26 protein-coding genes and 1 pseudogene are annotated in these 24,555 nt (G+C 62.9%); 24 read left to right on the plus strand and 3 right to left on the minus strand.

The window, feature by feature from the left end:
* Positions 1 to 4: 4 nt before the first annotated feature.
* The 18 genes from nuoF to DQW77_RS06410 all read left to right on the plus strand — a co-directional run bounded on the left by nuoF (position 5) and on the right by DQW77_RS06410 (position 17,325).
* Entirely contained in the window at positions 5 to 1,300 is a 1,296-nt protein-coding gene (gene nuoF, locus DQW77_RS06325) for an NADH-quinone oxidoreductase subunit NuoF (RefSeq protein WP_113257340.1), read from the plus strand.
* Between the two features lie 58 nt (positions 1,301 to 1,358).
* Entirely contained in the window at positions 1,359 to 1,703 is a 345-nt protein-coding gene (locus DQW77_RS06330) for a hypothetical protein (RefSeq protein WP_147094935.1), read from the plus strand.
* A gap of 107 nt (positions 1,704 to 1,810) precedes the next feature.
* Entirely contained in the window at positions 1,811 to 2,152 is a 342-nt protein-coding gene (locus tag DQW77_RS06335) for a hypothetical protein (protein WP_147094936.1), read from the plus strand.
* A gap of 127 nt (positions 2,153 to 2,279) precedes the next feature.
* Positions 2,280 to 2,690, plus strand: coding sequence for a DUF5333 domain-containing protein (locus DQW77_RS06340; protein WP_258523721.1), 411 nt, complete (start codon positions 2,280 to 2,282; stop codon positions 2,688 to 2,690).
* Between the two features lie 6 nt (positions 2,691 to 2,696).
* Positions 2,697 to 4,709, plus strand: coding sequence for an NADH-quinone oxidoreductase subunit NuoG (nuoG, locus tag DQW77_RS06345; protein WP_113257343.1), 2,013 nt, complete (start codon positions 2,697 to 2,699; stop codon positions 4,707 to 4,709).
* Complete coding sequence (locus DQW77_RS06350) at positions 4,709 to 5,113, plus strand: hypothetical protein (protein ID WP_113257344.1); 405 nt, start codon at positions 4,709 to 4,711, stop codon at positions 5,111 to 5,113. Before nuoG ends, DQW77_RS06350 begins: the two co-directional genes overlap by 1 nt.
* 7 nt (positions 5,114 to 5,120) lie before the next feature.
* Complete coding sequence (nuoH, locus tag DQW77_RS06355) at positions 5,121 to 6,158, plus strand: NADH-quinone oxidoreductase subunit NuoH (protein ID WP_113257345.1); 1,038 nt, start codon at positions 5,121 to 5,123, stop codon at positions 6,156 to 6,158.
* 6 nt (positions 6,159 to 6,164) lie between these two features.
* Positions 6,165 to 6,935 (plus strand): trans-aconitate 2-methyltransferase, encoded by a 771-nt coding sequence (locus DQW77_RS06360; protein ID WP_113257346.1) that lies wholly within the window; start codon positions 6,165 to 6,167, stop codon positions 6,933 to 6,935.
* 3 nt (positions 6,936 to 6,938) lie between these two features.
* On the plus strand, positions 6,939 to 7,433 hold the full coding sequence (nuoI, locus tag DQW77_RS06365) for an NADH-quinone oxidoreductase subunit NuoI (RefSeq protein WP_113257347.1): 495 nt from the start codon (positions 6,939 to 6,941) through the stop codon (positions 7,431 to 7,433).
* Positions 7,430 to 7,843 (plus strand): carboxymuconolactone decarboxylase family protein, encoded by a 414-nt coding sequence (locus DQW77_RS06370; RefSeq protein WP_113257348.1) that lies wholly within the window; start codon positions 7,430 to 7,432, stop codon positions 7,841 to 7,843. Before nuoI ends, DQW77_RS06370 begins: the two co-directional genes overlap by 4 nt.
* Positions 7,840 to 8,448: an NADH-quinone oxidoreductase subunit J gene (locus DQW77_RS06375; protein ID WP_113257349.1), complete on the plus strand. Its 609-nt coding sequence runs from the start codon at positions 7,840 to 7,842 to the stop codon at positions 8,446 to 8,448. Before DQW77_RS06370 ends, DQW77_RS06375 begins: the two co-directional genes overlap by 4 nt.
* A gap of 153 nt (positions 8,449 to 8,601) precedes the next feature.
* Entirely contained in the window at positions 8,602 to 8,907 is a 306-nt protein-coding gene (nuoK, locus tag DQW77_RS06380) for an NADH-quinone oxidoreductase subunit NuoK (protein WP_113257350.1), read from the plus strand.
* Positions 8,908 to 8,911: 4 nt separating this feature from the next.
* The gene (gene nuoL, locus DQW77_RS06385) at positions 8,912 to 10,987 is read left to right on the plus strand and encodes an NADH-quinone oxidoreductase subunit L (protein ID WP_113257351.1); all 2,076 of its coding nucleotides are present in this window, start codon (positions 8,912 to 8,914) and stop codon (positions 10,985 to 10,987) included.
* Entirely contained in the window at positions 10,987 to 12,534 is a 1,548-nt protein-coding gene (locus tag DQW77_RS06390) for an NADH-quinone oxidoreductase subunit M (protein WP_113257352.1), read from the plus strand. The genes nuoL and DQW77_RS06390 overlap by 1 nt, the downstream gene beginning before the upstream one ends.
* A 16-nt stretch (positions 12,535 to 12,550) precedes the next feature.
* On the plus strand, positions 12,551 to 13,984 hold the full coding sequence (nuoN, locus tag DQW77_RS06395) for an NADH-quinone oxidoreductase subunit NuoN (RefSeq protein ID WP_113257353.1): 1,434 nt from the start codon (positions 12,551 to 12,553) through the stop codon (positions 13,982 to 13,984).
* Positions 13,985 to 14,113: 129 nt separating this feature from the next.
* The gene (locus DQW77_RS06400) at positions 14,114 to 14,863 is read left to right on the plus strand and encodes a biotin--[acetyl-CoA-carboxylase] ligase (protein ID WP_181711203.1); all 750 of its coding nucleotides are present in this window, start codon (positions 14,114 to 14,116) and stop codon (positions 14,861 to 14,863) included.
* Positions 14,864 to 14,878: 15 nt separating this feature from the next.
* Positions 14,879 to 15,658, plus strand: coding sequence for a type III pantothenate kinase (locus DQW77_RS06405; RefSeq protein WP_113257355.1), 780 nt, complete (start codon positions 14,879 to 14,881; stop codon positions 15,656 to 15,658).
* A complete protein-coding gene (locus DQW77_RS06410; protein WP_113257356.1) occupies positions 15,655 to 17,325 on the plus strand; it encodes a ribonuclease J in 1,671 nt (556 codons plus the stop codon). Before DQW77_RS06405 ends, DQW77_RS06410 begins: the two co-directional genes overlap by 4 nt.
* A gap of 126 nt (positions 17,326 to 17,451) precedes the next feature.
* Here the strand turns inward: DQW77_RS06410 and DQW77_RS06415 are convergent, their stop codons facing one another.
* Positions 17,452 to 19,008 (minus strand): DEAD/DEAH box helicase, encoded by a 1,557-nt coding sequence (locus DQW77_RS06415; RefSeq protein WP_113257357.1) that lies wholly within the window; start codon positions 19,006 to 19,008, stop codon positions 17,452 to 17,454.
* A 178-nt stretch (positions 19,009 to 19,186) separates the two neighbouring features.
* Positions 19,187 to 20,161 carry a glycosyltransferase family 2 protein gene (locus tag DQW77_RS06420; RefSeq protein ID WP_113257358.1) on the minus strand — a complete coding sequence of 325 codons (975 nt, stop codon included), beginning with the start codon at positions 20,159 to 20,161 and terminating at the stop codon, positions 19,187 to 19,189.
* A 196-nt stretch (positions 20,162 to 20,357) separates the two neighbouring features.
* On the opposite strand from DQW77_RS06420, the gene DQW77_RS06425 reads away from it, so the two are divergent.
* The 4 genes from DQW77_RS06425 to grxD are packed head-to-tail and all read left to right on the plus strand — an operon-like array spanning position 20,358 to position 21,628.
* Entirely contained in the window at positions 20,358 to 20,600 is a 243-nt protein-coding gene (locus DQW77_RS06425) for a BolA family protein (RefSeq protein WP_113257359.1), read from the plus strand.
* A 4-nt stretch (positions 20,601 to 20,604) separates the two neighbouring features.
* Entirely contained in the window at positions 20,605 to 20,949 is a 345-nt protein-coding gene (locus DQW77_RS06430) for a hypothetical protein (RefSeq protein WP_113257360.1), read from the plus strand.
* A gap of 32 nt (positions 20,950 to 20,981) precedes the next feature.
* Positions 20,982 to 21,269: a hypothetical protein gene (locus DQW77_RS06435; protein WP_113257361.1), complete on the plus strand. Its 288-nt coding sequence runs from the start codon at positions 20,982 to 20,984 to the stop codon at positions 21,267 to 21,269.
* A complete protein-coding gene (gene grxD, locus DQW77_RS06440) occupies positions 21,266 to 21,628 on the plus strand; it encodes a Grx4 family monothiol glutaredoxin (protein ID WP_113257362.1) in 363 nt (120 codons plus the stop codon). Before DQW77_RS06435 ends, grxD begins: the two co-directional genes overlap by 4 nt.
* 92 nt (positions 21,629 to 21,720) lie before the next feature.
* On the opposite strand, the gene purL is transcribed toward grxD, so the two are convergent.
* Positions 21,721 to 23,886: a phosphoribosylformylglycinamidine synthase subunit PurL gene (gene purL / locus DQW77_RS06445; RefSeq protein ID WP_113257363.1), complete on the minus strand. Its 2,166-nt coding sequence runs from the start codon at positions 23,884 to 23,886 to the stop codon at positions 21,721 to 21,723.
* 63 nt (positions 23,887 to 23,949) lie between these two features.
* Here purL and DQW77_RS06450 point away from each other — a divergent pair.
* Positions 23,950 to 24,081, plus strand: a pseudogene (locus DQW77_RS06450) (transposase); the annotation flags it as partial.
* A gap of 28 nt (positions 24,082 to 24,109) precedes the next feature.
* Complete coding sequence (locus DQW77_RS06455; protein WP_113257364.1) at positions 24,110 to 24,418, plus strand: hypothetical protein; 309 nt, start codon at positions 24,110 to 24,112, stop codon at positions 24,416 to 24,418.
* Positions 24,419 to 24,555: the final 137 nt, after the last annotated feature.

Below are 24,555 nucleotides of genomic sequence, written 5' to 3' on the forward strand. Positions count from 1 at the left end.
CGGGATGCTGAAAGACGAAGATCGCATCTTCACCAACCTTTACGGGATGCATGACCGCAGCCTGAAGGGCGCCAGGGCGCGGGGACATTGGGACGGCACCGCCGGGATGATCCGGCAGGGCCGGGACTGGATCGTTGAGCAGATGAAAGCCAGCGGGCTGCGCGGGCGCGGCGGTGCCGGCTTTCCGACCGGCCTGAAATGGTCGTTCATGCCCAAGGAAAGCGACGGCCGGCCAGCGTATCTGGTTGTCAATGCAGACGAATCCGAGCCCGGAACCTGCAAGGACCGCGAGATCATGCGCCACGATCCGCACACCCTGATCGAAGGCTGCCTGATCGCAAGTTTCGCGATGAACGCGCATGCCTGTTTCATTTATATCCGCGGGGAATACATCCGGGAACGGGAAGTTCTTCAGGCGGCGATTGACGAAGCCTATGAGGACGGGCTGATCGGACGGAATGCCTGCGGTTCCGGATGGGATTTCGATCTTTACCTGACCCACGGTGCCGGCGCCTACATTTGCGGCGAGGAAACCGCGCTTCTGGAAAGCCTGGAGGGCAAGAAGGGCATGCCGCGGATGAAGCCACCGTTTCCCGCGATGGCGGGTGTCTACGGCTGCCCGACCACGGTCAACAATGTCGAATCTATCGCCGTGGTGCCAACGATCCTCAGGCGCGGCCCCGAATGGTTCGCCTCCTTCGGGCGCGCCAACAACACCGGCACCAAGATCTATGCGATCTCGGGGCATGTGAACACGCCGTGTGTGGTCGAGGACGAGATGTCGCTCTCCTTCGAGGAACTCATCGAAACCCATTGTGGCGGTATCCGTGGCGGATGGGGCAACCTGAAGGCAGTGATTCCCGGCGGCTCCTCGGTGCCGTGCGTCCGCGGCGAGAACATTCGCGACGCGGTGATGGATTTCGACGGTCTGAAGGAGTGCGGCTCCTCGTTGGGCACGGCGGCGGTCATTGTGATGGATCAGTCGACGGACATCATCAAGGCGATCTGGCGGCTTTCCAAGTTCTACAAGCACGAAAGCTGCGGACAGTGCACACCCTGCCGGGAAGGGACCGGATGGATGATGCGGGTCATGGACCGGCTGGTCCGGGGCGAAGCCGAGGTCGAGGAAATCGACATGCTGTTCGATGTGTCCAAGCAGGTCGAGGGGCATACGATCTGTGCCCTGGGCGATGCCGCGGCGTGGCCCATTCAGGGCCTGATCCGGAATTTCCGGGACGAGATCGAGGATCGCATCAAGGCGCAGAAATCCGGCCGCGTCAGCGCGGTCGCGGCCGAATGAAGGCGCACGCCACGCGGGTGGCGGGCTGAATGATTGGCTGAAGGCAGGAGATATGCACATGAAGCGCAGGATCGGATTGGCGGGACATGCGATCATGGCGGCATTGTTGTGTGCGGCGGGACCGGCGGCCGCCGAAACAGTGCGGTCGAAGACTTACGAGGCGACAGCCGAGCGTCGTACCGTGACCCTGAACAGCGATGCCGGCAAATCCATTCGGGCGGAACAGGTGCTGATCGGCATGAAGCGGCGGGACGGCAACCTGATCGGTGATGCGGAACTGGCGCAGGCGGTCGGCTTCGCCGAACGGCTGGCCTGTGGCGAACGCACCGTTCTGGTGTCTCTGGTCCTTGGTGTTGAGGACGGGCTGGCGCGCTATGACGTGCTGTGTCAGAGCGGCGGCTGAGAGGATGATGGAACGTCAGGAAGGCATGATGAAATGACCGATGCGATGGCAGTATACGCACAGGCGGTGGCCGCGATGGCGATCCGGGAGGCATTTCAGGAATGACGATGGCGCGTATCCGCATCGGCCTTTTTTGTCTGGCGGGGGCGTTTGCCATGGCGGCCTGCGGCAAGCCGGGTGATCGAACGTTGTTCGATGGCAACTATTATCCCGTCAAGCTGCAGGAGGATCGTGATGATCGCCGGGCCTTCACGGTCAGCGTGCGCAATACGGAGCAGGGGCTTGCCGGCGCCCGCGAGGCGGGACGCCACGAAGGGGTGCGGTTCTGCGTGGAAACTTTTGGCAGTTCCGACATTGCCTGGAAAAATGGCGGGCCGGACGCACCCGAAGCGGCGCTTCTGCGCAGCGGCGGTGATCTGATCTTTTCCGGACGGTGCAGGGAATGGTAGGTGGAACCATCACCATATGCAGGATACACGCTGCCTGTTATTGCATGACAGGCGGGGGTGTTGGTCCCTGCGCCGTGGGGAGGCGTGTGTCAACATGTCCTCCGCATCGTGCAAAAGGAGGTCCGTCATGCGCTTTGTTATGATACTGACCGTGCTGTCCGGCGTGGGGTTCGGCGCTGCCGCGGCGGCCGATGCGCGGCCGGGCCTCTCGTCGGAGGATGACATCAATGCGGGACTTCTGGCCGTGGGTATCGCCGACGAGATACGGAAGAATTGCGACAGTATCCAGGGCCGCGTATTCAAGGCGCTCATCTACATGAAGGGCCTTGAACGGATGGCCCGCGCCCGCGGGTATTCCGACGCCGAGATCGACGCCTATGTCGACAGCGACGAAGAAGAGGCCAGATTGCGCCGCAAGGGCGAAGCCTACCTGGCCGCAAAGGGGGTCGATCCGTCCCGTCCCGACACGTTCTGCGCCCTCGGTCAGGCCGAGATCGCCAATGGCAGTTCGATCGGCATATTTCTGAAAGCAAAGTGAGCAACCATGGCTGACCTACGCAAAATCCTGATTGACGGCTCCGAGGTCGAGGTTGACGGGCGCATGACCCTCATCCAGGCCTGTGAACAAGCCGGGGTGGAAATCCCGCGTTTCTGCTATCACGAGCGGCTGTCCATCGCGGGCAATTGCCGGATGTGTCTTGTCGAGGTGACACCGGGTCCGCCGAAACCGGCCGCCTCCTGCGCGATGCAGGTCAAGGATCTCCGGCCCGGCCCGGAGGGCGAACTGCCGCATGTCAAGACCAACACGCCGATGGTGCGAAAGGCCCGCGAGGGGGTGATGGAGTTCCTGCTCATCAATCACCCGCTGGATTGCCCGATCTGCGACCAGGGCGGCGAGTGCGACCTGCAGGATCAGGCCATGGCCTACGGTGTCGATTTCAGCCGCTTCCGCGAACCCAAGCGCGCGGTGGACGATCTCGACCTCGGTCCGCTGGTCGAAACGCACATGACGCGCTGCATTTCCTGTACCCGCTGCGTGCGCTTCACGACCGAGGTCGCCGGTATCAGCAAGATGGGCCAGACCGGACGTGGAGAGGATGCCGAGATCACGTCCTATCTGGGCGAGACGCTGGATTCGGAACTGCAGGGCAACATCATCGACCTGTGCCCGGTGGGGGCCCTGACATCGAAGCCTTACGCGTTCACCGCACGGCCGTGGGAACTTTCCAAGACCGAGACGATCGATGTCATGGATGCGCTCGGCAGCAATATCCGGGTCGACACGAAGGGACGCGAAGTGATGCGTATCCTGCCGCGCAACCATGACGGGGTGAACGAGGAATGGATTTCCGACAAGACCCGTTTCGTCTGGGACGGGCTGCGCCGCCAGCGTCTTGACAGGCCCTATGTGCGCGAGAACGGCAAGCTGCGCCCGGCCGGCTGGGGGGAAGCCCTTGAAACGGCCGCACAGGCGGTCAGGGGCGCCGGCAGCGTCGCCGGGCTGGTCGGAGATCTGGCCCCGGTCGAGGCGGCCTTTGCCTTGCGTCAGCTTGTCGGGGGGCAGGGTGGCAAGGTCGAATGCCGCACCGATGGTGCAAGGCTGCCGCGTGATAACCGATCAGCGTATGTCGGGAACGCCCGGATCGAGGATATCGACACCGCGAAGGCGATCTATCTCATCGGCACGAACCCGCGGGACGAGGCACCGGTTCTCAATGCGCGCATCCGCAAGGCCTGGTTGCGCGGCGCCGAGGTGACCCATGTTGGCCAGCACGCAGACCTGACATATGACGCCACGCAACTGGGGGCCGGAAACCGCTATCTTCTGCGTCTGGTCAACGGGGCCGAGCCGACTGAGGGCGCCCTGGTGATTCTCGGTCAGGGTGGCGTGTGTGACGGCAACGGCGCGGCCGTCATGAGCCAGGCCATGCAGTTGACCGAAAAACTGGGCGGCAGGCTTCTGGTTCTGCATACGGCCGCGGCGCGCGTGGGGGCAATGGATGCCGGCTGCACGACCGAAGGCGGTGTGGATGCGGCCCTTGACGGGGCAGACGTTGTCTACAACCTGGGCGCTGACGAAATCGCGGTCCCGGACGGTCCGTTCGTCATCTACCAGGGCAGCCACGGGGATCGTGGTGCACACCGTGCCGACGTGATCCTGCCGGCGGCGGCCTATACCGAAGAACAAGGGCTGTTCGTCAATACCGAGGGGCGCCCGCAACTGGCGCTTAGGGCCGGCCACCCGCCCGGCGAGGCCAAGGAAAACTGGGCGATCCTGCGTGCATTGTCGGGTGAGATCGGATCGGTCCTGCCCTATGACAGCCTGCCGCAACTGCGCCGGGCGCTGGTCGAAGAGGTTCCGCACCTTGCGCGCATAGACGAAGTTCCCGAAAACGACTGGACACTGGTTCCGTCCATCGAACTGGGCAGCGGACAGATGGGGCGGGCGATCTCGGATCACTACCTGAGCAACCCGATCGCGCGGGCCAGCGAGCTGATGGCGCAACTCAGCGCCGAGGCCCGCGCGCGCCGGGACGGCCGGATGGCGGCGGAGTGATGCGGCGCGTGGCCCTGTCTCCGCCCGTGGCGGTGGTGCTTGCGGGCGCGGTTTCGGGCTGCGAGGCGGCACCCGGTGACAACGAGACGGCGTTCAAACCGGATTATCGGGGCATTGAGACGCGGCTTCTGGACGGGGATCTGGTGAATTTCCACGTCACCATGGGCGGGGCCCGCGACGGAACGGATGTTGACCGTTACGCGGAATGCGCGGCGGCGCAATACGCGCTCATCCGGGGGTACGGATTCGCACGGCACGTTCGAACGAATATTTCCGAAGAGGGTGGAATCTGGCGCGGCGATGCGGTTTATACGATATCGTCGGCGCTGCCGCGCGGGCTGAAGACGATCGACGCCGAAGTCGTCGCCGCGGATTGCGCGGAAAACGGAATACCGATGGTATGAGGGACTGATGGCAGACTTCTTTACAACCCCGCTCGGGATTGCGGTGATCATCGTGGCGCAGTGCCTGGCCGTGCTGGGCTTCGTCATGATCAGCCTGCTCGTGCTGGTCTATGGTGATCGCAAGATCTGGGCTGCGGTACAGATGCGCCGCGGCCCCAACGTGGTGGGTATTTACGGACTTCTGCAAACGATCGCCGACGCGCTGAAATATGTGGTCAAGGAAGTGGTCGTTCCGGCGGGCGCCGACCGTACCGTTTTTCTGCTGGCACCGCTTACAAGTTTCGTTTTGGCGGTGATCGCCTGGGCGGTGATCCCGTTCAACGAGAACTGGGTTCTTTCGGATATCAATGTCGCGATTCTCTATGTCTTCGCGGTTTCCTCTCTTGAAGTTTATGGCGTGATAATGGGGGGGTGGGCCTCGAACTCAAAGTACCCGTTCCTCGGGTCTTTGCGCTCGGCCGCGCAGATGATTTCCTATGAAGTCTCGATCGGGCTGATCATCATCGGGGTCATCATCTCGACCGGGAGCATGAATTTCGGGTCCATCGTCGCGGCACAGGACACGGCGTACGGCTTCTTCGGCTGGTACTGGTTGCCGCACCTGCCGATGGTGTTCCTGTTCTTCATCTCGGCGCTGGCGGAAACCAACCGGCCACCATTCGACCTGCCGGAAGCGGAATCGGAACTGGTGGCTGGCTATCAGGTGGAATATTCCGCAACGCCCTTCCTGCTCTTCATGGCCGGGGAATACATCGCCATCTTCCTGATGTGCGCGCTCACGTCGCTGCTTTTCTTCGGCGGCTGGCTGAGCCCGATCCCGGGCCTGCCCGACGGGGCGATCTGGATGGTCGGAAAGATGTTCTTCTTCTTCTTCATCTTCGCGATGATAAAGGCCATCACCCCGCGTTACCGCTACGATCAGCTGATGCGCATCGGCTGGAAGGTGTTCCTGCCGCTCAGCCTGGGTTGGGTGGTTATCGTGTCGTTCCTGGCAAAATTCGAGGTCCTGGGCGGGTTCTGGGCCCGTTGGGCTATGGGAGGCTGATACCCCGTGGGTGTGGATTATGTCCTTTTTGACAGGCTCGTGGAGCTTTCGACCCGGTTTCAACCGGACGGTCGGACGCTGATGCTGGGCCGTCAGGGGTTCAAGGTCCAGGGAAAACAGCGACGGCACTACAAGCGGTCCCTGCGGCGCAACAGGATCGAGGTGGCATATTCCGATTTCCTTCAAGAAGACGGCTATGCCGAAACGCTTCTTCGCAAGCTGGGCTTCGGCGACGTCGAGACGATGGATTTCTCGGACTACGAAGGCGCAACGGTGCTGCACGATCTCAATCATCTGCCACCGCCCGAGCTTGAAGGGCAATTCGACATGATTCTGGACGGCGGCACGATCGAACATGTGTTCAACGTGCCCAATGCGCTGGAATGCGTGTACCGGATGCTCAGGCCGGGCGGGCGGCTGATTTCGAACAACGGTCTTAACGGGTGGCACGGGCATGGCATGTACCAGTTCAACCCCGAACTGGTCTGGACATTCTGGCACCGTGCCTGCAACTGCCGGGTCATCGACTGCCGGGCCATTCCGATTGATCCGGACATCGAGGGGTTTGGCCACGTCCGGCTCAGCGACCCGGCGATCACCGGGCGGCGGCTGCGCCTGCGGGGCAAGATCGGGCCGGGCCGGACCTATCTGTATTACGAAGTGGAAAAAACGGAAACGTCACACTTGCCTGACATTGCGCTGCAAAGCGACTATGAGACGCGCTGGCAAGGTCATGCGACCGCCGGCGAGACCCGGCTGGAACATCCCAGGAGCTGAGACATGACGCAAATCGACTATGGCCGTGCGGCGGGGTATTTCCTGCTCAAGGATTTCATCAAGGGCTTCGGGCTGGGGCTCAGGTATTTCTTCGCACCGAAAGCAACCTTGAACTATCCGCATGAAAAAGGGCCTCTTTCCCCGCGATTCCGGGGGGAGCATGCGCTCAGGCGTTATCCCAACGGCGAGGAACGCTGCATCGCGTGCAAGCTGTGCGAGGCGATTTGCCCCGCACAGGCCATCACGATCGACGCCGAACCGCGTGATGACGGCTCGCGCCGAACCACGCGCTACGACATTGACATGACGAAGTGCATCTATTGCGGTTTCTGCCAGGAGGCGTGTCCGGTAGATGCGATCGTGGAAGGCCCGAATTTCGAATTCGCCACCGAGACGCGTGAAGAGCTTTTCTACGACAAGGCGAAACTTCTGGAGAATGGCGACCGCTGGGAAGCCGAGATCGCCCGCAATCTCGAACTGGACGCACCTTACAGATGACCGATCAGAAAAACCCCTTCGAGCTGATGATGGCGCAGGCGCAGGAGATGGCGAAGGCCATGAACCCTGCCCTTGAATCTTTCTCGCCCAAGGGGTTGGAAAAGATGTGGCCGACGATGCCCAAGGAATTCATGGAGATGAGTTTCGGGCGTGGGCTCAACAAGGACGGGCTGGACGCCAAGACGCGGCTGCTTCTGACGCTGGCGGGGTTGACGATGCTGGGGGCCCAGAGCGATACGCATGTGCGGATGACCGTGCGCCACGCGCTGGAAGCAGGGGCGACCAAGGACGAGATTGCCGAGACCATCGCGCAGATGTCGATGTTCGCGGGGATCCCGTCCATGACCCGGGCGATGGAGATCGCGCGGGAGGTGCTGGAAGAGGACAGGAAAGAGGAACCCGGGACATGACTATCGCGGCGCTGTCATTCTATCTTTTTGCGGTTTCGGTTCTGGTGGGGGGGCTGTTCACCGTTATCAGCCGCAATCCCGTCCACTCGGTTCTCTGGCTGATACTTGCCTTCATCAGTTCCGCCGGCTTGTTCGTGCTTCTCGGGGCCGAATTCGTGGCGATGCTCCTTATCATTGTCTATGTCGGCGCCGTCGCGGTGCTGTTCCTTTTCGTCGTGATGATGCTCGATGTCGATTTCGCCGAACTCAAGGCCGAGATGGCGAAATACATGCCGCTGGCATTGCTGATAGGCGTGATCCTTTTGATGCAGCTGGGTTTGGCGTTCGGAAGCTGGGAAACGGCAGAGGGCGCCAAGGGCGCGCGCGCTGCTGTAATTCCTGATGACCGCCATAACACCGAGGCGCTTGGCCTGCTGCTTTACGACAAGTATTTCCTGCTGTTCCAGCTCGCCGGGCTCATCCTGCTGGTGGCGATGGTCGGTGCGATCGTCCTGACCCTGCGCCACCGTCAGGACATCAAGCGTCAGGACGTGCTGGCACAGATGTACCGCGATCCGGCGAAAGCGATGGAACTGAAGGACGTGAAACCGGGTCAGGGCCTCTGAGGAGGGCCGGCTCGTCCCGGGCCTGATCCGGGGCCCGTTGGACCGGCGGAAAATCCCGGGGCAATCCCGGGAGGACAAGATAAAAAACGCGCCCGTTGCGTTCCGGGTGGCTGAAACGGACGAAAAATCGGGCAAAGGCCCGGAGGGACAGACATGATCGGACTTGAACATTACCTGACGGTCGCGGCGGCGCTTTTCGTCATCGGCATTTTCGGCCTCTTCCTGAACCGGAAGAACGTGATCATACTGCTGATGTCGATCGAATTGATGCTGCTGTCGGTCAATATCAACCTCGTGGCCTTCTCCAGCCATGCGGGCGATCTTGTGGGGCAGGTCTTCACCCTTTTCGTACTCACCGTGGCCGCCGCCGAAGCGGCGATCGGGTTGGCGATCCTGGTGTGCTTCTTCCGCAACCGCGGCACCATCGCCGTGGAAGACGTCAATGTGATGAAAGGTTGAAGTGATGGAAACGATCATCCTGTTCGCGCCGCTTGTGGGGGCCATCATCGCGGGGTTCGGCTGGCGGATCATCGGTGATGCCGGGGCGCAATGGCTGACCACCGGTCTTCTGTTCCTGTCCTGCGCGCTCAGCTGGGTGATTTTTCTGGGCCACGACGGACAGACCCATTTCATTCATGTGCTTGACTGGGTGCAATCGGGCACCCTCAATACCGCGTGGGCGATCCGGCTTGACCGACTGACGGCGATCATGCTGATCGTGGTGACCACGGTGTCGGCGCTCGTGCATCTCTATTCCATGGGCTACATGGCCCATGACGAGAACTTCGACGACAAGACCGAAAGCTACAGGCCGCGTTTCTTCGCCTACCTGTCGTTCTTCACCTTCGCCATGCTGATGCTGGTGACCGCCGACAATCTGGCGCAGATGTTTTTCGGCTGGGAAGGGGTCGGTCTGGCCTCCTACTTGCTGATCGGTTTCTATTACCGGAAATCCTCGGCCAACGCGGCGGCGATCAAGGCGTTCGTGGTCAATCGCGTGGGCGACTTCGGCTTCGCGCTCGGGATCATGGCGCTTTTCTTCCTGACCGATTCGATCCGTTTTGACGATATCTTTGCAGCGGCGCCGGAACTGGCGGAGACGCAACTGACATTCCTGTGGACGGATTGGAACGCGGCCAACCTGATCGCGTTCCTTCTGTTCGTGGGAGCTATGGGAAAATCGGCACAGCTTTTCCTGCATACGTGGCTGCCCGACGCGATGGAAGGCCCGACCCCGGTGTCGGCGCTGATCCACGCCGCGACGATGGTCACGGCGGGCGTGTTCCTGGTCTGCCGGATGTCGCCGGTGTTTGAATACGCGCCGGAGGCGCTGGCCGTGGTGACTTTCATCGGCGCCAGTACCGCATTCTTCGCGGCGACCGTGGGGTTGGTCCAGAACGACATCAAGCGGGTCATCGCCTATTCGACCTGTAGCCAGCTGGGATACATGTTCGTCGCGGCCGGAGTGGGGGTCTACTCGGTGGCGATGTTCCATCTTCTCACCCACGCCTTCTTCAAGGCCATGCTGTTTCTTGGTGCCGGGTCGGTCATCCACGGGATGCATCACGAACAGGACATGCGTCATTATGGTGGCCTGCGTCACAAGATGCCCTATACGTTCGTGGCCATGCTGATCGGCACGCTGGCGATCACCGGGGTGGGCATTCCGCTGACGGGGTGGATCGGCTTTGCCGGTTTCGCCTCGAAAGACGCGGTGATCGAAAGCGCCTATGCCGGCACGGCGGGCGGCTTTGCCTTCTGGATGCTCGTCATCGCCGCCCTGTTCACCAGCTTCTACAGCTGGCGGCTGATGTTCATGACTTTCTGGGGCGATCCGCGCGGCGACAAGCACACGCACGAGCATGCCCATGAAAGCCCGAAGGTCATGCTGGTGCCCCTCGGCGTGCTGGCGGTTGGCGCGATCTTTGCCGGGGCGATCTGGTACGGCAGCTTCTTCGGCAAGACCAACGAGGTGGTGAAGTTCTTCGGCGGCAAATACGGCGAGCCGACACAGGAACTGGTCGAGGCGGTGGCCGAACGCAGTCCGAAAGCCTCTGAACTGCATTACGTGATGGAAAGCGGTCCGGGCGAGGCGGCGATCTTCATCGCGCCGGACAACACGGTCCTGCACGAGGCGCATTACGTTCCGACATGGGTCAAGCTGAGCCCGTTCATCGCCATGCTGATCGGTCTGATCACGGCATTGTGGTTCTATATCTGGGATCCCTCGATGCCCCGCAAGCTGGCCGAGAACCAGAGGCCTCTTTATCTGTTCCTGCTAAACAAGTGGTATTTCGACGAGATCTACGACGCCATTCTCGTGCGTCCGGCAAAGGCCCTTGGCCGCGCTCTCTGGCGGCGCGGTGACGGTGGCGTGATAGACGGGTTCCTCAATGGGGTCGCCATGGGGATCATCCCCTTCTTCACGCGTCTCGCGGGGCGGGCGCAATCAGGTTACATCTTCACCTATGCCTTCGCCATGGTCATCGGCATCGCGGTCCTGATCACGTGGCTCACGATTTCCGGGGGAGGCCAGTAATGGACAACCTGCTTTCCATCGTCACCTTCATCCCCCTGATCGCGGCGGCGATTCTGGCAATTTTCCTGCGCGGGGAAAACGAGGCTGCACAGCGGAATGCCAAGTGGGTCGCGCTTGTGGCGACGACGCTGACCTTCCTGGTGTCGCTGTTCATCCTGGCGCAGTTCGATCCTCAGGATACCGGGTTCCAGTTCGTGGAAGAGCGCGAATGGCTGCTCGGGCTCAAATACAAGATGGGCGTGGACGGTATCAGCGTGCTCTTCGTGCTGCTGACCACGTTCATCATGCCGCTGACCATAGCCGCCTCGTGGAATGTGACCGAGCGGGTCAAGGAATACATGATCGCCTTCCTGGTGCTGGAAACGCTCATGCTGGGCGTTTTCATGGCGCTCGACCTGGTGCTGTTCTACCTGTTCTTCGAAGCCGGGCTGATCCCGATGTTCCTGATCATCGGGATCTGGGGCGGCAAGGAACGCATCTATGCCTCTTTCAAGTTCTTCCTTTACACGTTCCTCGGATCCGTCCTGATGCTGGTGGCGATGGTCGCGATGTTCGCCGAGGCCGGCACCACCGACATCCCGACCCTGATGCGCCATGAATTCGCGTCGGAAAGTTTCAGTCTGATGGGCATCCAGATCATCGGCGGCATGCAGACGCTGATGTTCATCGCATTCTTTGCCAGTTTCGCCGTCAAGATGCCGATGTGGCCGGTACACACGTGGCTGCCGGACGCGCATGTGCAGGCGCCGACCGCAGGGTCCGTGGTGCTGGCCGCGATCCTGCTCAAGATGGGCGGCTACGGGTTCCTGCGCTTCTCGCTGCCGATGTTCCCGGTAGGCGCGGAGGTGCTGACACCGCTGATCCTGTGGATGTCGGCGATCGCCATCGTCTATACCTCTCTCGTGGCCCTGGCGCAGGAGGACATGAAGAAGCTGATCGCCTATTCGTCGGTCGCGCATATGGGCTATGTCACCATGGGCATCTTCGCGGCCAATCAGCAGGGGATCGACGGCGCGATCTTCCAGATGATCAGCCACGGCTTCATTTCCGGCGCGCTCTTTCTGTGCGTGGGCGTGATCTACGACCGGATGCACACCCGCGAGATCGACGCGTATGGCGGGCTGGTCAACCGCATGCCGGCCTATGCGCTGATCTTCATGCTGTTCACCATGGCCAATGTCGGGTTACCGGGCACCTCGGGTTTCGTGGGGGAATTCCTGACCCTGCTCGGCATCTTCCAGGTCAATACCTGGGTTGCGCTGGTGGCCACCTCGGGCGTCATCCTGTCGGCGGCCTATGCGCTCTGGCTGTATCGCCGTGTGGTGATGGGCGAACTGATCAGGGAAAGCCTCAAATCCATCACCGACATGAGCCGGCGCGAGCGGGCGATCTTTGCACCGCTGGTGGCGATGACGCTTTTGCTTGGCGTTTATCCCAGCCTAGTGACCGATATCATCGGGCCTTCCGTAGAGGCACTGATTTCCAACTACGACACTGCCCTGGCGGAGGCGCACAGCGCCGCGCAGCTGGCAGAGACGTCGCATTGAACCGGAGGGTCTGACGATGCAGGCTGATCTCAACATTATCCTGCCCGAGATCGTGATCTCGGTCTATGCCATGGCCGCGCTCCTTTTCGCGGCCTATTCGGGGCAGGATCGTATGGCCGGGCTGCTGGTATGGCTGACGGCGGCGCTTCTGGGCGTCATGGCGCTGTGGATCGGGGCTACGGGAAACGGCACCCGGGTGGCCTTCGACGGGATGTTCCATGACGACGGTTTCGCGCGATTTGCCAAGGTCACGATCCTTGTCTCCGCCGCGGCGGTGCTGGTGATGGGGCAGGAATACATGGCCCGGCGTGACTTGCTGAGATTCGAGTTTCCGCTCCTCGTGGCGCTTTCGGCGGTCGGAATGATGATGATGGTCAGCGCGGGCGACCTGATGGCGCTCTACATGGGGCTCGAGCTTCAGTCGCTGGCGCTTTATGTCGTCGCTTCGCTGCGGCGGGACAGCGCCAAGTCCACGGAAGCCGGATTGAAGTATTTCGTTCTTGGCGCACTCAGTTCCGGGTTGCTGCTCTACGGGGCGTCGCTGACCTACGGCTACGCCGGCACGACCCTCTTTTCCGGGATCATCGACGCGGCCCAGGGCCAGGCTCCGCTGGGGCTTCTGATCGGACTTGTCTTCGTGGTCTCGGGGCTTGCCTTCAAGATTTCGGCGGTGCCCTTCCACATGTGGACGCCGGATGTCTATGAAGGGTCGCCCACGCCGATCACGGCCTTTTTCGCCACCGCGCCCAAGATGGCGGCGATGGCGCTGTTTGCGCGTGTGGTCCATGACGCGTTCGGAGGCGTGGTGCGGGACTGGCAGCAAATCCTGGCGCTGCTCAGCGTGTTGTCGATGTTCCTGGGGGCGGTCGCCGCGATCGGGCAGACCGATATCAAGCGGCTGATGGCCTATTCCTCGATCGCGCACATGGGGTATGCGCTGATGGGGCTGGCTGCCGGGACGGTCTTCGGGGTGCAGGCAATGCTGATCTACATGGCGATTTACGTCACAATGAACGTCGGGACGTTCGCCTTCATCCTTTCAATGGAACGTGACGGGCAGCCCGTAACCGACATCTCCAGCCTCAATCTCTATTCCCGGGCCCATCCGGGACGGGCGCTGGCCATGCTGGTACTGCTTTTCAGCCTCGCGGGCGTTCCTCCGCTCCTGGGGTTCTTCGGCAAGCTCTACGTGTTGCGCGCAGCCTATGAAGGGGGTCTTGTGTGGCTGGCCGTGGCCGGCGTGATCGCCAGCGTGATCGGCGCGTTCTATTACCTGCGCATCGTCTATTACATGTATTTCGGCGAGGAGGGGGAAACGCTGGACGCCGGACGTTCACCCGTCTTGTGGGGCTTGTTGATGGCGTCTTCGGCGGTGATGCTTGTCGGTATCGTCAACATGTTCGGTGTCGAGAGCGTCGCGCAGGCTGCGGCGGCGACACTTGTCAACTGATCCGGGCAGAGGTCGGGCATCGTTTCCCGGTGGTGGCGCGCCGGGGGCGCGCCGCATGACGGTGACGCGCCCGTACCGGGCGCGGGCCTCCGGCGGGAGTGTTTCCGGAAAGATGAAGGCGCGATGCCCGTGAACAGCTGGCCCGCCGGCTATGGACGACGTGTGCTTGCCCGGGTGGACAGCACCAACGCGGAAGCTGCACGCATCGCACCGTCCCTGCAAGGTCCCGAATGGATCCTGGGGCTACATCAGACTGACGCGCGCGGCCGGCGCGGCCGGGCATGGGCCAATCCGCAGGGCAATTTCGCGGCGACTCTGGTGATGCCCGTGGGGGGAGCGCCGGAACTGGTGGCCTTGCGATCCTTCGTGGCGGCGCTGGCGCTTTTCGACGCCACCGTGGCTGTCACCGGCAGGGCCGAGGGATTTGCCCTCAAGTGGCCCAATGACGTGTTGCTGAACGGCGGCAAGCTGGCAGGGATCCTTCTGGAGAGCGCAAGCGCATCCGGGCGGATCGACCATGTCGCCATCGGCTTTGGTGTCAACCTGCGGAGCGCACCGGCGCCGGACTCTCTGGAGGCGGGCGCAGTGCGCCCCGTTTCGCTTCTCTCCGAAACCGGGACGGACGTGGCGCCCGAGGCCTTCCTCGATCTTCTGGCGCCGGCTTTTGCGCGACACGAGGCGCAGCTTGTCACTTACGGGTTTGCACCGGTGCGCGCCGCGTGGCTGGACCAGGCCGCGCGCTTGGGCGAGGCAATAACCGCGCGCACCGCCCGTGAGGAGATTGCCGGGAAATTCGAGACTGTGGACGCCGCCGGCAATCTTGTTCTATCCACGCCGCGCGGGCGAGTGACGCTTTCCGCTGCCGACGTGTTTTTCTGAAATGAGGGTCGGATAATGCTTCTGGCGATTGACTGCGGCAATACCAACACCGTCTTCGCGATCTGGGACGGGTCGCGTTTCCTTTGCACGCTGCGCGCTTCGACGGAACATCAGCGCACGGCGGACCAATACTACGTATGGCTGTCCTCGCTGTTGCGACATCACCGCATCGAGATGGATATCAACGCCGTCATCATCAGTTCGACCGTGCCACGGGTGGTTTTCAACCTGCGGGTCCTTTCGGACAGGTACTTCAATTGCCGGCCCCTGGTGGTCGGCAAGCCGGACTGCATGCTGCCGGCGCAACCGCGCGTGGACGAGGGGACAACCGTCGGGCCGGACCGCCTTGTCAATGCCGCGGGGGCCTATGCGCGGTATGGTGGGGATCTCATCGTCGTCGATTTCGGCACCGCCACCACGTTCGACGTCGTGGCCCATGATGGCGCCTACGTGGGCGGGGTGATCGCACCGGGGGTCAACCTGTCACTGCAGGCCTTGCACGAGATGGCGGCCGCATTGCCGCATGTGGACGTGACCAAACCGCAAAAGGTGATCGGCACGAACACGGTGGATTGCATGCAATCCGGCGTATTCTGGGGCTATGCCGGACTGGTCAGCGGCATTTGTGAACGTATAAAGGGAGAATACGAGACCCCGATGAAGGTGATCTCGACCGGCGGACTGGCGCCGCTATTTGCACAGGCCGGGGATTTGTTTGACGACTTCGATGAGTTCCTGACCATCCACGGCCTTTCCGTTATCTACCAATACAACAAGGACAACAACAACCTATGAGCAGTGAAAGATTGATCTATCTGCCACTTGGCGGGGCGGGTGAAATCGGCATGAACGCCTATGTGTATGGCTATGGCAAGCCCGGCAAGGAGCGTCTGATCCTCGTGGATCTCGGCGTGACCTTTCCCGACATGGACAGCAGCCCTGGCGTTGACCTTATTTTCCCGGATATTCAATGGCTTCAGGACCGCCGCGAAAGATTGGACGGGATTTTCATCACCCATGCCCACGAGGATCATGTGGGCGCGGTGGCGCATTATTACGAACGGTTGGGGGCGCCGATTCATGCACGGGCCTTCACGGCCAATATCGCGCGTCGCAAGATGGAGGAACATGGCCACCCCGAGAAAGCGGTGCGTACCGCGGGTGCGTGGCCCGAAACCGTGACGGCGGGGCCGTTCACTGTGGGTTTTGTTCCAATTTCCCATTCGATTCCGGAGAGTTCAGGATTGGCGATCGACACCCCGGCGGGGCGCGTCGTGCATTCTGGCGATTTCAAGATCGACACCGATCCGGGCGTCGGAGAGCCCTTTGACGAAGCGCTCTGGCGCGAGGTGGCCGCGCCCGGAATCACCGCGATGATCTGCGATTCCACCAATGTTTTCAATACCCATGAAGGCCGTTCCGAAAGCAGCCTGGCGCCGGCTATCGAAGGTCTGGTGAGCGCGGCGAAAGGTATGGTGGTGGCGACGACATTTGCAAGCAACGTTGCGCGGGTCAAAACCCTGGCGGAGGCGGGGCAACGTGCTGGACGTTCGGTGTGCCTCATGGGCCGGGCGATGCGCCGGATGATCGAGGCGGCGGTTCAAACCGGCGTTCTGAAAGAATTCCCAAAGACTGTAAATCCTGAAAATGCAAAGGAAATTCCACGCGAAAGCCTGATGCTGATCGTCACCGGAAGCCAGGGCGAACGGCGTGCGGCGAGTGCGCAACTGGCGCAGGGCAAGTTTCAGGGGATTACGATGAAAGAAGGCGACAGTTTCCTGTTTTCTTCCAAGACGATCCCGGGGAATGAGCGGGGTGTCATAAAGATTATCAACCAGTTCAGTGAGCTGGGCGTTGACGTGATCGACGACAGCAGCGAACGCTACCATGTTTCGGGCCATGCCAACCGACCGGACCTGATCCGCCTTCACAATCTGATGAAACCGGGTGTCGTGGTGCCGATGCATGGCGAACACCGGCACCTTCGTGAGCATGTTAAACTGGCCAATGACAATGGCTTACGGGGCGCTCTTGCGGTCAACGGCACGATGCTGGACCTGGGTGCGGAAAAGCCGGGTGTGGTGGAGTATGTCGAGACCGGGCGGACTTACCTGGACGGATCGGTGCAGGTGGGTGCGCTGGACGGGATCGTGCGGGATCGCATCCGCATGGCCCTGAACGGCCACGTTACCGTGAATGTGATCCTCGATGAGGAGGATGATCCGCTTGGCGAGCCCTGGTGTGAAATCAAGGGCCTGGCGGAAACCGGGCGGAGCCGCGCGCCGCTGGTCGAGGTTCTTGAGGAAGACCTTTCCCAGTTCATGGGCCGGGCCGGGGCCAAGATCCTCGCCGATGACGACAAGCTGGAGGAAGGGCTGCGGCGCGTGGCGCGGCAAAGCGCCCTCAACGAGATCGGAAAGAAACCCGAAACGACGATCATCATCAGCCGCATGTCGGGCTGATGTTTGTTCGTTCTCAAGGGGTTGCAAGGCAGCCTTGACCAGGATCGTGACGTCGCCTTTCAAGGCGTTCAGGCGCCGCACGGGCGTGCTGCCGGATGGCGGGCGACCGAAGCGGACCGGCGCAGATCAGCCGGCGCGGCGTTCCTCGAAGCTGAGCGCGATGAACTGGGGCAGGTGATCGCCCATCCCGACGACATTGTTGTCGCCGCCCTTGCGCTCGCCCCGGCCACGTCCGCCACGTCCGCCGGTCTGCTTGCGGCGGGGTTGTTCTGCTGCGGTTTCCGCCTCCGGCTGCGATACGGGCGTCTCCGCCGGGTCCGGTTGTTGTGGCGTGGCCGCCTCTGGCTGGCGGCGCCCGGTGTCGTCGGGCGGCGCGGAGTCGGCGTTTTCGCGGGGCGTTCCCGAGGCCGGTGTCGTTTCCGGCCTGTCGGACTTGCGGCTTCGCGCAGGCTTGCGCCGGGGTTTGGGCTTGTCGGCGGCGCCGGTTGTCGCGGCGGGCGCGGACTTGGCGTCGGTGGCAGGTGTCGCGGTCCCGGCCAGCGGGCTCTCGAGGCGCGGAATCGGCTTCTGGATCAGGGTTTCGATCGCGTCGAGGTTCTTTTCATCGCGCGGGCCGCAGATCATCATCGCCTTGCCTTCCCGCCCCGCGCGGCCGGTGCGGCCGATGCGGTGAACATAGTCCTCGGCGTGGCCGGGTACGTCGTAGTTGAAGACATGGCTGACCGCCGGTACGTCAAGGCCGCGCGCCGCCACGTCGGAGGCGACGAGAAAACGCAAGTCGCCGGCGCGGAAACCGTCAAGCGTGCGGGTGCGTTGGCTCTGGTCCAGATCGCCGTGGATCGGGGCGGCGTCATAGCCGTATTTGGCGAGTGATTTCGCCACCACGTCGACATCCATCTTGCGATTGCAGAAAATGATCGCGTTGGTGCAGGCCCCGCCCTCGGCGTCGATCATCGCGCGCAGCACCTTGCGTTTCTCGCTGTCGGCGCGGTCGCGGCGGGAGGGCTTGAACATCACGACGCCCTGGTCAATCGTTTCGCTGGCGGTGGCCTGGCGGGCGACCTCGATCCGTTCGGGCGCGGACAGGAAGGTGTTGGTGATACGCTCGATTTCCGGCGCCATGGTGGCCGAGAAGAAAAGCGTTTGCCGTGTGAAGGGCGTGAGCGAAAAGATCCGTTCGATATCGGGGATGAACCCCATGTCGAGCATCCTGTCGGCCTCGTCCACGACCATGATCTGCACCCCGGTGAGCAGGAGCTTGCCGCGTTCGAAATGATCGAGAAGGCGGCCCGGTGTGGCGATCAGCACATCAACACCCTTGTCGATCAGCTTGTCCTGCTCCTTGAAGCTGACACCGCCGATCAGCAGCGCCTTGGTGAGCTTGAGATGCTTGGAATAGGTATCGAAATTCTCGGCCACCTGAGCCGCGAGTTCACGGGTCGGACAGAGCACGAGACTGCGCGGCATGCGCGCCCGGGCCCGGCCGCGTGCCAGCATCGACAACATCGGCAATGTGAACCCGGCGGTCTTGCCGGTTCCGGTCTGTGCGATGCCAAGCACGTCACGCCCCTCGAGCGCGGCGGGAATCGCCCCGGCCTGGATGGGGGTGGGTGTTTCGTAGCCCGCTTCTTCAACGGCCTTGAGAACCTTTGGGTTCAGCTTCAGTTCAGAAAATTTGGTCATGAGGTTCCGTGGTTTACGGACCCTTCACGGCCCGTCGGACAAATCGGATAAGGGCCCGCGTGGCCCGGCCGGCCCCTTTTGGGGCGACCCTATCGCAAGTGCTTTAGCGGAAAACAAGGGCAGGGGTCAATGCGCGGCGCACGGATGGGCGGGAATTGTGGCAGGGGCGCCGGCCCGGTCAGCCGTCCGCGGGCAAGTCGGGGAATATCCGGCGGCGTGTCCGGGCTGGATCGAAGGCGATCTCGCGCAGCAGCCCATGCCGGGAAAGCTTGTCGCGCAGCGCCGGCGTGGCGGTGCAGACCTCGTGGAAGAAGGCGGCGAGCGCGTCGTTCCCGCCCTCGGACTCGAGGGCCGCGAAAAACTGATGCATGGTCAGCCCGGCGCCGCCACGCGCCGGCTTGAGTTCCGACCGGTAAGAGCCGCGCGCGTGGCGGAACCGGAAAGCGGCGAGGAAATGCGCCAGATCGGGCGCATGGCGGTGCAGGAGCGGGCAGTCGGGCAATTCGACGCAATCGGGATCGCGGCTGCCGTCGCGCAGGGCGTTGTGAATGCGCAGGCCGATGCCGTCCTGGCCGGTGCGGGTGAAGACTTTGCCAGCGACGTGGCTCAGGAAGCCGCCGTCAAGGTCATCGCCGAAATCGGGATGGATGGCGCGTGTTTGCCGGCGCCGCACGGCCGGATCGAGGGCGAGCGCACGGGCATGTATCAGCCCGTCTGGCGGGGGGTCGTCGGGATCGGGGGCCAGCGCCTCCATCGGGCGGGCGCGGGCGCTGAGGGTGCCGGGCGGCAGGGCCGCGAGCTGCGCGCTCACCGGGCGGGCGGGGATAAGGAATTCATCCACATCGAGATGCAAGAGCCAGTCCACCTGTGGGTTTCGACGGTAGGCGCGGGTGGCGTTGATGGATTGCCGTGCCTGATGTTTTTCCGGGCGGCCATCGCGGCGCCGTGCCCAGTAGGCGGCGTCGGTAACGGTGACGCGGGCCTTGGGATGCGCCTTGAGGGCACGACGGGCTGTCGGGGCGTCCTCATCGAGGTAGATGTGCAGACGGTGCGCGCCAAGGGCGATATGATGGGCGGCAAAATCGAGAATATCGCGAGAGTTGGCCTTTATCGTGGCCACAAGCCCCCATGTCGGCGGAGACGCCGGTGTCATGTGCGTGGCTTTCGGGGCTGTCGGGTGGCAATGCTCATACGGCGCAGGATGGCCAAGCCGGCGGGCGGACGCAAGGCCGTGCGGACGACGGCCGGGGGCTGGCTTGCGGCGCCGGTTCGCCGGTCATGCACCTGCACGCCTTGCGCCGGGCCGGCACGCGGTCTACATCGTGGGTCACAAGCGGAGGAGTGCGCATATGGCCATGCAAGCCCAGGAAATAGAGGATCTGATCCGCGCCAGCTTTCCGGACGCGCAGATCACAATCACCGACCTGGCCGGAGACGGCAATCACTACGCTGCGGAGGTGATTGACCCATCCTTCAAGGGCAAGAACCGGGTGCAGCAGCAGCGCGCCGTCTATGCCGCGCTGAAGGGCCGGATGGATGGTCCTTCGGGCGATCTGCACGCCCTGGCGCTGACGACAAAGGCGCCGGAGTAGACCGGTGGACTGGCTTGTCATACCGGGCGGGATCGCGTTGATCGTGATCCTGGTGGGCCTTCTGGCGCGCAGCCGCGCACGCGCCGAGTCCGCCAAGAACCGCCGCGGCACCGACCCGGGCGAGGGCGATCAGCTGATTGATTCGGGCTACTATGCCGGCGGCATGGGGGGCGGACATGGCGGCGTGATCCGCGTCACCCGCGATCCGCAGCAATACGCAAAGGGGTTCGTTTCCTCCGGCAAGCGGCGCCCGCGCGACCGGGTCCACGCATCCCGCGACGATGAGGAGGGCGGCAGGACCTCCCGGGGACGGCATGATGAAGACGATCGGACCGACAACAGGGAGTGAGGGCAAGAAACCCGCCCTGAAAGGAGCGCGACTTGGCAGACGAAGAATCCCGAAGATTCCCGTTCGAGATCACGGAAGCGGTGGACATTGCCAGCCACCCGTTCGTGATCCTGCTTCTCGCGCCCTTCATCGTTGTATTCCTTTGGGCCGCATGGATGGAATTCAGCCGCTGGTGGCGATATGGTCCGTCCGAGAACAAGCGGGCCTCGTTCCCTTTCGATCCGTCAGCCCCCGGCTTCGAGCTGGATGGTTTCGAAACCCGCAAGGCGGACGGCGACACCCACCAAAATGACGACAGCGAGCAAGGAAAAAACAGATGACAGATGCCAAGACCCGTATCCAGGAGACCGTGACATCCAATGATGTTGTCCTGTTCATGAAGGGAACCAAGGAGATGCCCCAATGCGGGTTTTCGTCCCGCGTGGCGGGGGTCCTGAACTTCATGGGGGTGGAGTTCTCGGACGTGAACGTGCTGGCCGACGAGGAGATCCGGCAGGGCGTGAAGGATTATTCCGACTGGCCGACAATCCCGCAGCTCTATGTGAAAGGCGATTTCGTGGGCGGTTGCGACATCGTCACGGAGATGACCCTTTCGGGGGAGCTCGACCAGTATTTCGATCAGAGCGGCGTTGCCTACAACAAGGAAGCCGCGGACAAGATCCGGGAAGCCAACGCCTGAAGCACGGCTTGACTGGTCCCTTTTGCGGGGCGGGGCTCGTTCCCGCCTCTCGCACCGCTCGCGTGCCCGCGTGGACGCGAGCGGTGGCAGGATCAGGCGAAGGTCTCGGCAAGAGTGCCGCGGTAGATCCGTGAAAGTTCGTTCAGCGGCGCCTCGGAGCGCCCGAACTTCATCGCCTCCCCGGTGAAGCGCCCGACGCTGGCGATCTCGACCCCGGCCCGGCCGGCGGCGATCATCAGCGCCTCGGCGGCGTCGAAGCTGCAGGCCACGAGGTAGCGGCCCTGATCCTCGCCGAACAGCACGGCGGTATCGCTGCTGTCGAGGCTGAGGCCAACCCCGGCGGCGTCGGCCATCTCGAAACCGGCCAATGCCAGACCGCCATCCGAGATGTCGGTGCAGGCGCGGATCCATTGGCGGTTGTCGCGGATGAATTCGCCATTGCGCCGCTCGCCCTCAAGGTCGACGGGGGGCGCATCACCCTCGGCGCGGTTGAAGACCTCCGCGAGCAGGGCCGATTGTCCCAGATGGGTGCCCTCGGCGCCGATCAGCAACGCAACATGCCCTTCGCGGGCGGTGCCGGTGATGGCGTCCTCGGCGTTTTCGATCAGACCCACGGCGCCGATGGTTGGCGTGGGCAGGATCGCGGCGCCGTCGGTCTCGTTGTAAAGCGAGACGTTGCCGGACACGACCGGCATGTCGAGGGCGCTACAGGCGGCGCCGATGCCCTTTATGGCACCCACGAGCTGGCCCATGATCGCCGGTTTTTCGGGGTTGCCGAAATTCAGGTTGTCGGTGGCGGCGAGGGGCGTCGCGCCAACGGCGGTGAGGTTGCGGAACGCCTCGGCCACCGCCTGCTTGCCGCCCTCGACGGGGTTGGCGGCGACGTAACGCGGCGTCACGTCTGAGGTGAAGGCCAGCAGCTTGTCGGTTCCGTGGACCCGGATCAACCCCGCGCCCTGACCGGGCGGGCGGACAGTATCGGCCATGACCATGGTGTCATATTGTTCGAAGACCCAGTGGCGCGAACAGTAGTTGGGGCTGGCCAGCAGGGCGCCAAGGGCATCCGCCGGGTCGATATGCGGCACGCCCGAGGTGTCGAGCGGGGCAGGGGCCGGTGTCTCTTCCCATGTGCGGTCATATTCGGGGGCGCTGCCTGAAAGGGTGGCGAGCGGCAGATCGGCCTTGACGGTATTGCCATGCATGACAAGGAAACGGTCCTCGGCAATCGTTTCTCCGACAATCGCGAAATCGAGATCCCATTTCTCGAAGACCTCGCGGGCCTCGCGCTCCTTTTCCGGCCGCAGGACCATGAGCATCCGTTCCTGGGACTCGGACAGCATCATCTCGTAGGCGCTCATGTGCGCCTCGCGCTGCGGGACATCGTCCAGTTGCAGCCGGACACCGAGCCCGCCCTTGTCGCCCATTTCCACCGCCGAGCAGGTCAGGCCCGCCGCGCCCATGTCCTGGATCGAGATCACGGCACCGGTTGCCATCAGCTCCAGCGTGGCTTCCATCAGGCGTTTTTCGGTGAACGGATCGCCAACCTGCACGGTGGGGCGCTTTTCCTCGATGGACTCGTCGAATTCGGCGCTGGCCATAGTCGCGCCGCCGACGCCGTCGCGCCCCGTCCTGGCCCCGAGGTAAACCACCGGCATGCCCACGCCGGAGGCGGCGGAATAGAAGATCGCATCTGTCTCGGCCAGCCCGGCGGCGAAGGCGTTCACGAGGCAATTGCCATCATAGGCGGGATCGAAGCGCAGTTCGCCCCCCACCGTGGGCACGCCGAAACAGTTGCCATAGCCGCCGATCCCCTCGACCACGCCATGCAGCAGGGTCCGGGTCCGCGGGTGATCCGGGCTGCCGAAGGAAAGCGCGTTCATTGCCGCCACCGGACGCGCGCCCATTGTGAAGACATCGCGCAGGATGCCGCCCACGCCGGTGGCCGCACCCTGATAGGGTTCGATGTAGGAGGGGTGATTATGGCTTTCCATCTTGAAGACAACCGCCTGCCCGTCGCCGATATCGACGACCCCCGCGTTCTCTCCGGGCCCGCAGATCACCCGGCGTCCGGATGTGGGCAGGGTGCGCAGCCATTTCCTGGAGGACTTGTAGGAGCAGTGCTCGTTCCACATCGCCGAGAAGATCCCGAGTTCGGTGAAACCGGGCTCCCGGCCGAGGATATCGAGGATACGCTGGTATTCGTCGGGCTTGAGGCCGTGTGCCTCGATCAGGTCGGGCGTGATTTCGGGTTCTTGCATGGTTCTCCCCTGGTGGCGTCGGCGCCTCTTTACGACAGGGGCGCGCGCGGCGGAAGGGGGGGGCAGCGCAACCGCATCGAGATCATGTTCGGCAGACTCAAGGATTGGAGGCGCGTCGCAACCCGCTATGACCGCTGCCCCAAGGTCTTCCTCTCTGCCATCGCCCTCGCTGCACTCGTCATCTATTGGTTATGAATCCTGGCCTGCGGCCTCCGCGGCGGACATGGCTGCCAAGCTGCTCACGGAGACCCGTGACGGCGGTTACTGCATCGAAAGGGATCACCCCCTCTTCGCCGAGGCGAGAAGCCTTGCCGGCGCGAAGCCGCTTAACCTTGCGGGACGCCGACTGCTGATCCAATCCCTTCGCGACGCGGGAGCCGAACCGGGCGAGACGCTGAGGCGGCGCCTGCTGAATGCAGGGCACTCCCCGTTTTACGTAGAGTTGGGAGGCGACGAAGCAATCCACGCCTTCCGCGAGGCGTGCAACCTGCCCACAGGAACCCACCCGGGGCCCGCCGGGCCTTCGTCATAGCCCCCCGCCATGACCTGCCCCCGCAAAACCGGGCCATTCAAAAGTAGAGTTTGTTCTCGTAACGTTCAAAGCGACGAGGAGAACAGACGATGCGCAAATCACGCTTCACCGAAGAACAGATTGTCGGGATCCTGCAG

It is taken from the genome of Roseovarius sp. TE539 (assembly GCF_003298505.1).
Taxonomy (GTDB): Bacteria; Pseudomonadota; Alphaproteobacteria; order Rhodobacterales; family Rhodobacteraceae; genus Roseovarius.

Excerpts from the sequence above, each read along its gene's own strand:
- nuoF (WP_113257340.1), top strand. The coding sequence starts at position 5 with ATGCTGAAAGACGAAGATCGCATCTTCACCAACCTTTACGGGATGCAT.
- DQW77_RS06330 (WP_147094935.1), top strand. The coding sequence starts at position 1,359 with ATGAAGCGCAGGATCGGATTGGCGGGACATGCGATCATGGCGGCATTG.
- DQW77_RS06335 (WP_147094936.1), top strand. The coding sequence starts at position 1,811 with ATGGCGCGTATCCGCATCGGCCTTTTTTGTCTGGCGGGGGCGTTTGCC.
- DQW77_RS06340 (WP_258523721.1), top strand. The coding sequence starts at position 2,280 with ATGCGCTTTGTTATGATACTGACCGTGCTGTCCGGCGTGGGGTTCGGC.
- nuoG (WP_113257343.1), top strand. The coding sequence starts at position 2,697 with ATGGCTGACCTACGCAAAATCCTGATTGACGGCTCCGAGGTCGAGGTT.
- DQW77_RS06350 (WP_113257344.1), top strand. The coding sequence starts at position 4,709 with ATGCGGCGCGTGGCCCTGTCTCCGCCCGTGGCGGTGGTGCTTGCGGGC.
- nuoH (WP_113257345.1), top strand. The coding sequence starts at position 5,121 with ATGGCAGACTTCTTTACAACCCCGCTCGGGATTGCGGTGATCATCGTG.
- nuoI (WP_113257347.1), top strand. The coding sequence starts at position 6,939 with ATGACGCAAATCGACTATGGCCGTGCGGCGGGGTATTTCCTGCTCAAG.
- DQW77_RS06370 (WP_113257348.1), top strand. The coding sequence starts at position 7,430 with ATGACCGATCAGAAAAACCCCTTCGAGCTGATGATGGCGCAGGCGCAG.
- DQW77_RS06375 (WP_113257349.1), top strand. The coding sequence starts at position 7,840 with ATGACTATCGCGGCGCTGTCATTCTATCTTTTTGCGGTTTCGGTTCTG.
- nuoK (WP_113257350.1), top strand. The coding sequence starts at position 8,602 with ATGATCGGACTTGAACATTACCTGACGGTCGCGGCGGCGCTTTTCGTC.
- nuoL (WP_113257351.1), top strand. The coding sequence starts at position 8,912 with ATGGAAACGATCATCCTGTTCGCGCCGCTTGTGGGGGCCATCATCGCG.
- DQW77_RS06390 (WP_113257352.1), top strand. The coding sequence starts at position 10,987 with ATGGACAACCTGCTTTCCATCGTCACCTTCATCCCCCTGATCGCGGCG.
- nuoN (WP_113257353.1), top strand. The coding sequence starts at position 12,551 with ATGCAGGCTGATCTCAACATTATCCTGCCCGAGATCGTGATCTCGGTC.
- DQW77_RS06405 (WP_113257355.1), top strand. The coding sequence starts at position 14,879 with ATGCTTCTGGCGATTGACTGCGGCAATACCAACACCGTCTTCGCGATC.
- DQW77_RS06410 (WP_113257356.1), top strand. The coding sequence starts at position 15,655 with ATGAGCAGTGAAAGATTGATCTATCTGCCACTTGGCGGGGCGGGTGAA.
- DQW77_RS06415 (WP_113257357.1), bottom strand. The coding sequence starts at position 19,008 with ATGACCAAATTTTCTGAACTGAAGCTGAACCCAAAGGTTCTCAAGGCC.
- DQW77_RS06420 (WP_113257358.1), bottom strand. The coding sequence starts at position 20,161 with ATGACACCGGCGTCTCCGCCGACATGGGGGCTTGTGGCCACGATAAAG.
- DQW77_RS06425 (WP_113257359.1), top strand. The coding sequence starts at position 20,358 with ATGGCCATGCAAGCCCAGGAAATAGAGGATCTGATCCGCGCCAGCTTT.
- grxD (WP_113257362.1), top strand. The coding sequence starts at position 21,266 with ATGACAGATGCCAAGACCCGTATCCAGGAGACCGTGACATCCAATGAT.
- purL (WP_113257363.1), bottom strand. The coding sequence starts at position 23,886 with ATGCAAGAACCCGAAATCACGCCCGACCTGATCGAGGCACACGGCCTC.
- DQW77_RS06455 (WP_113257364.1), top strand. The coding sequence starts at position 24,110 with ATGGCTGCCAAGCTGCTCACGGAGACCCGTGACGGCGGTTACTGCATC.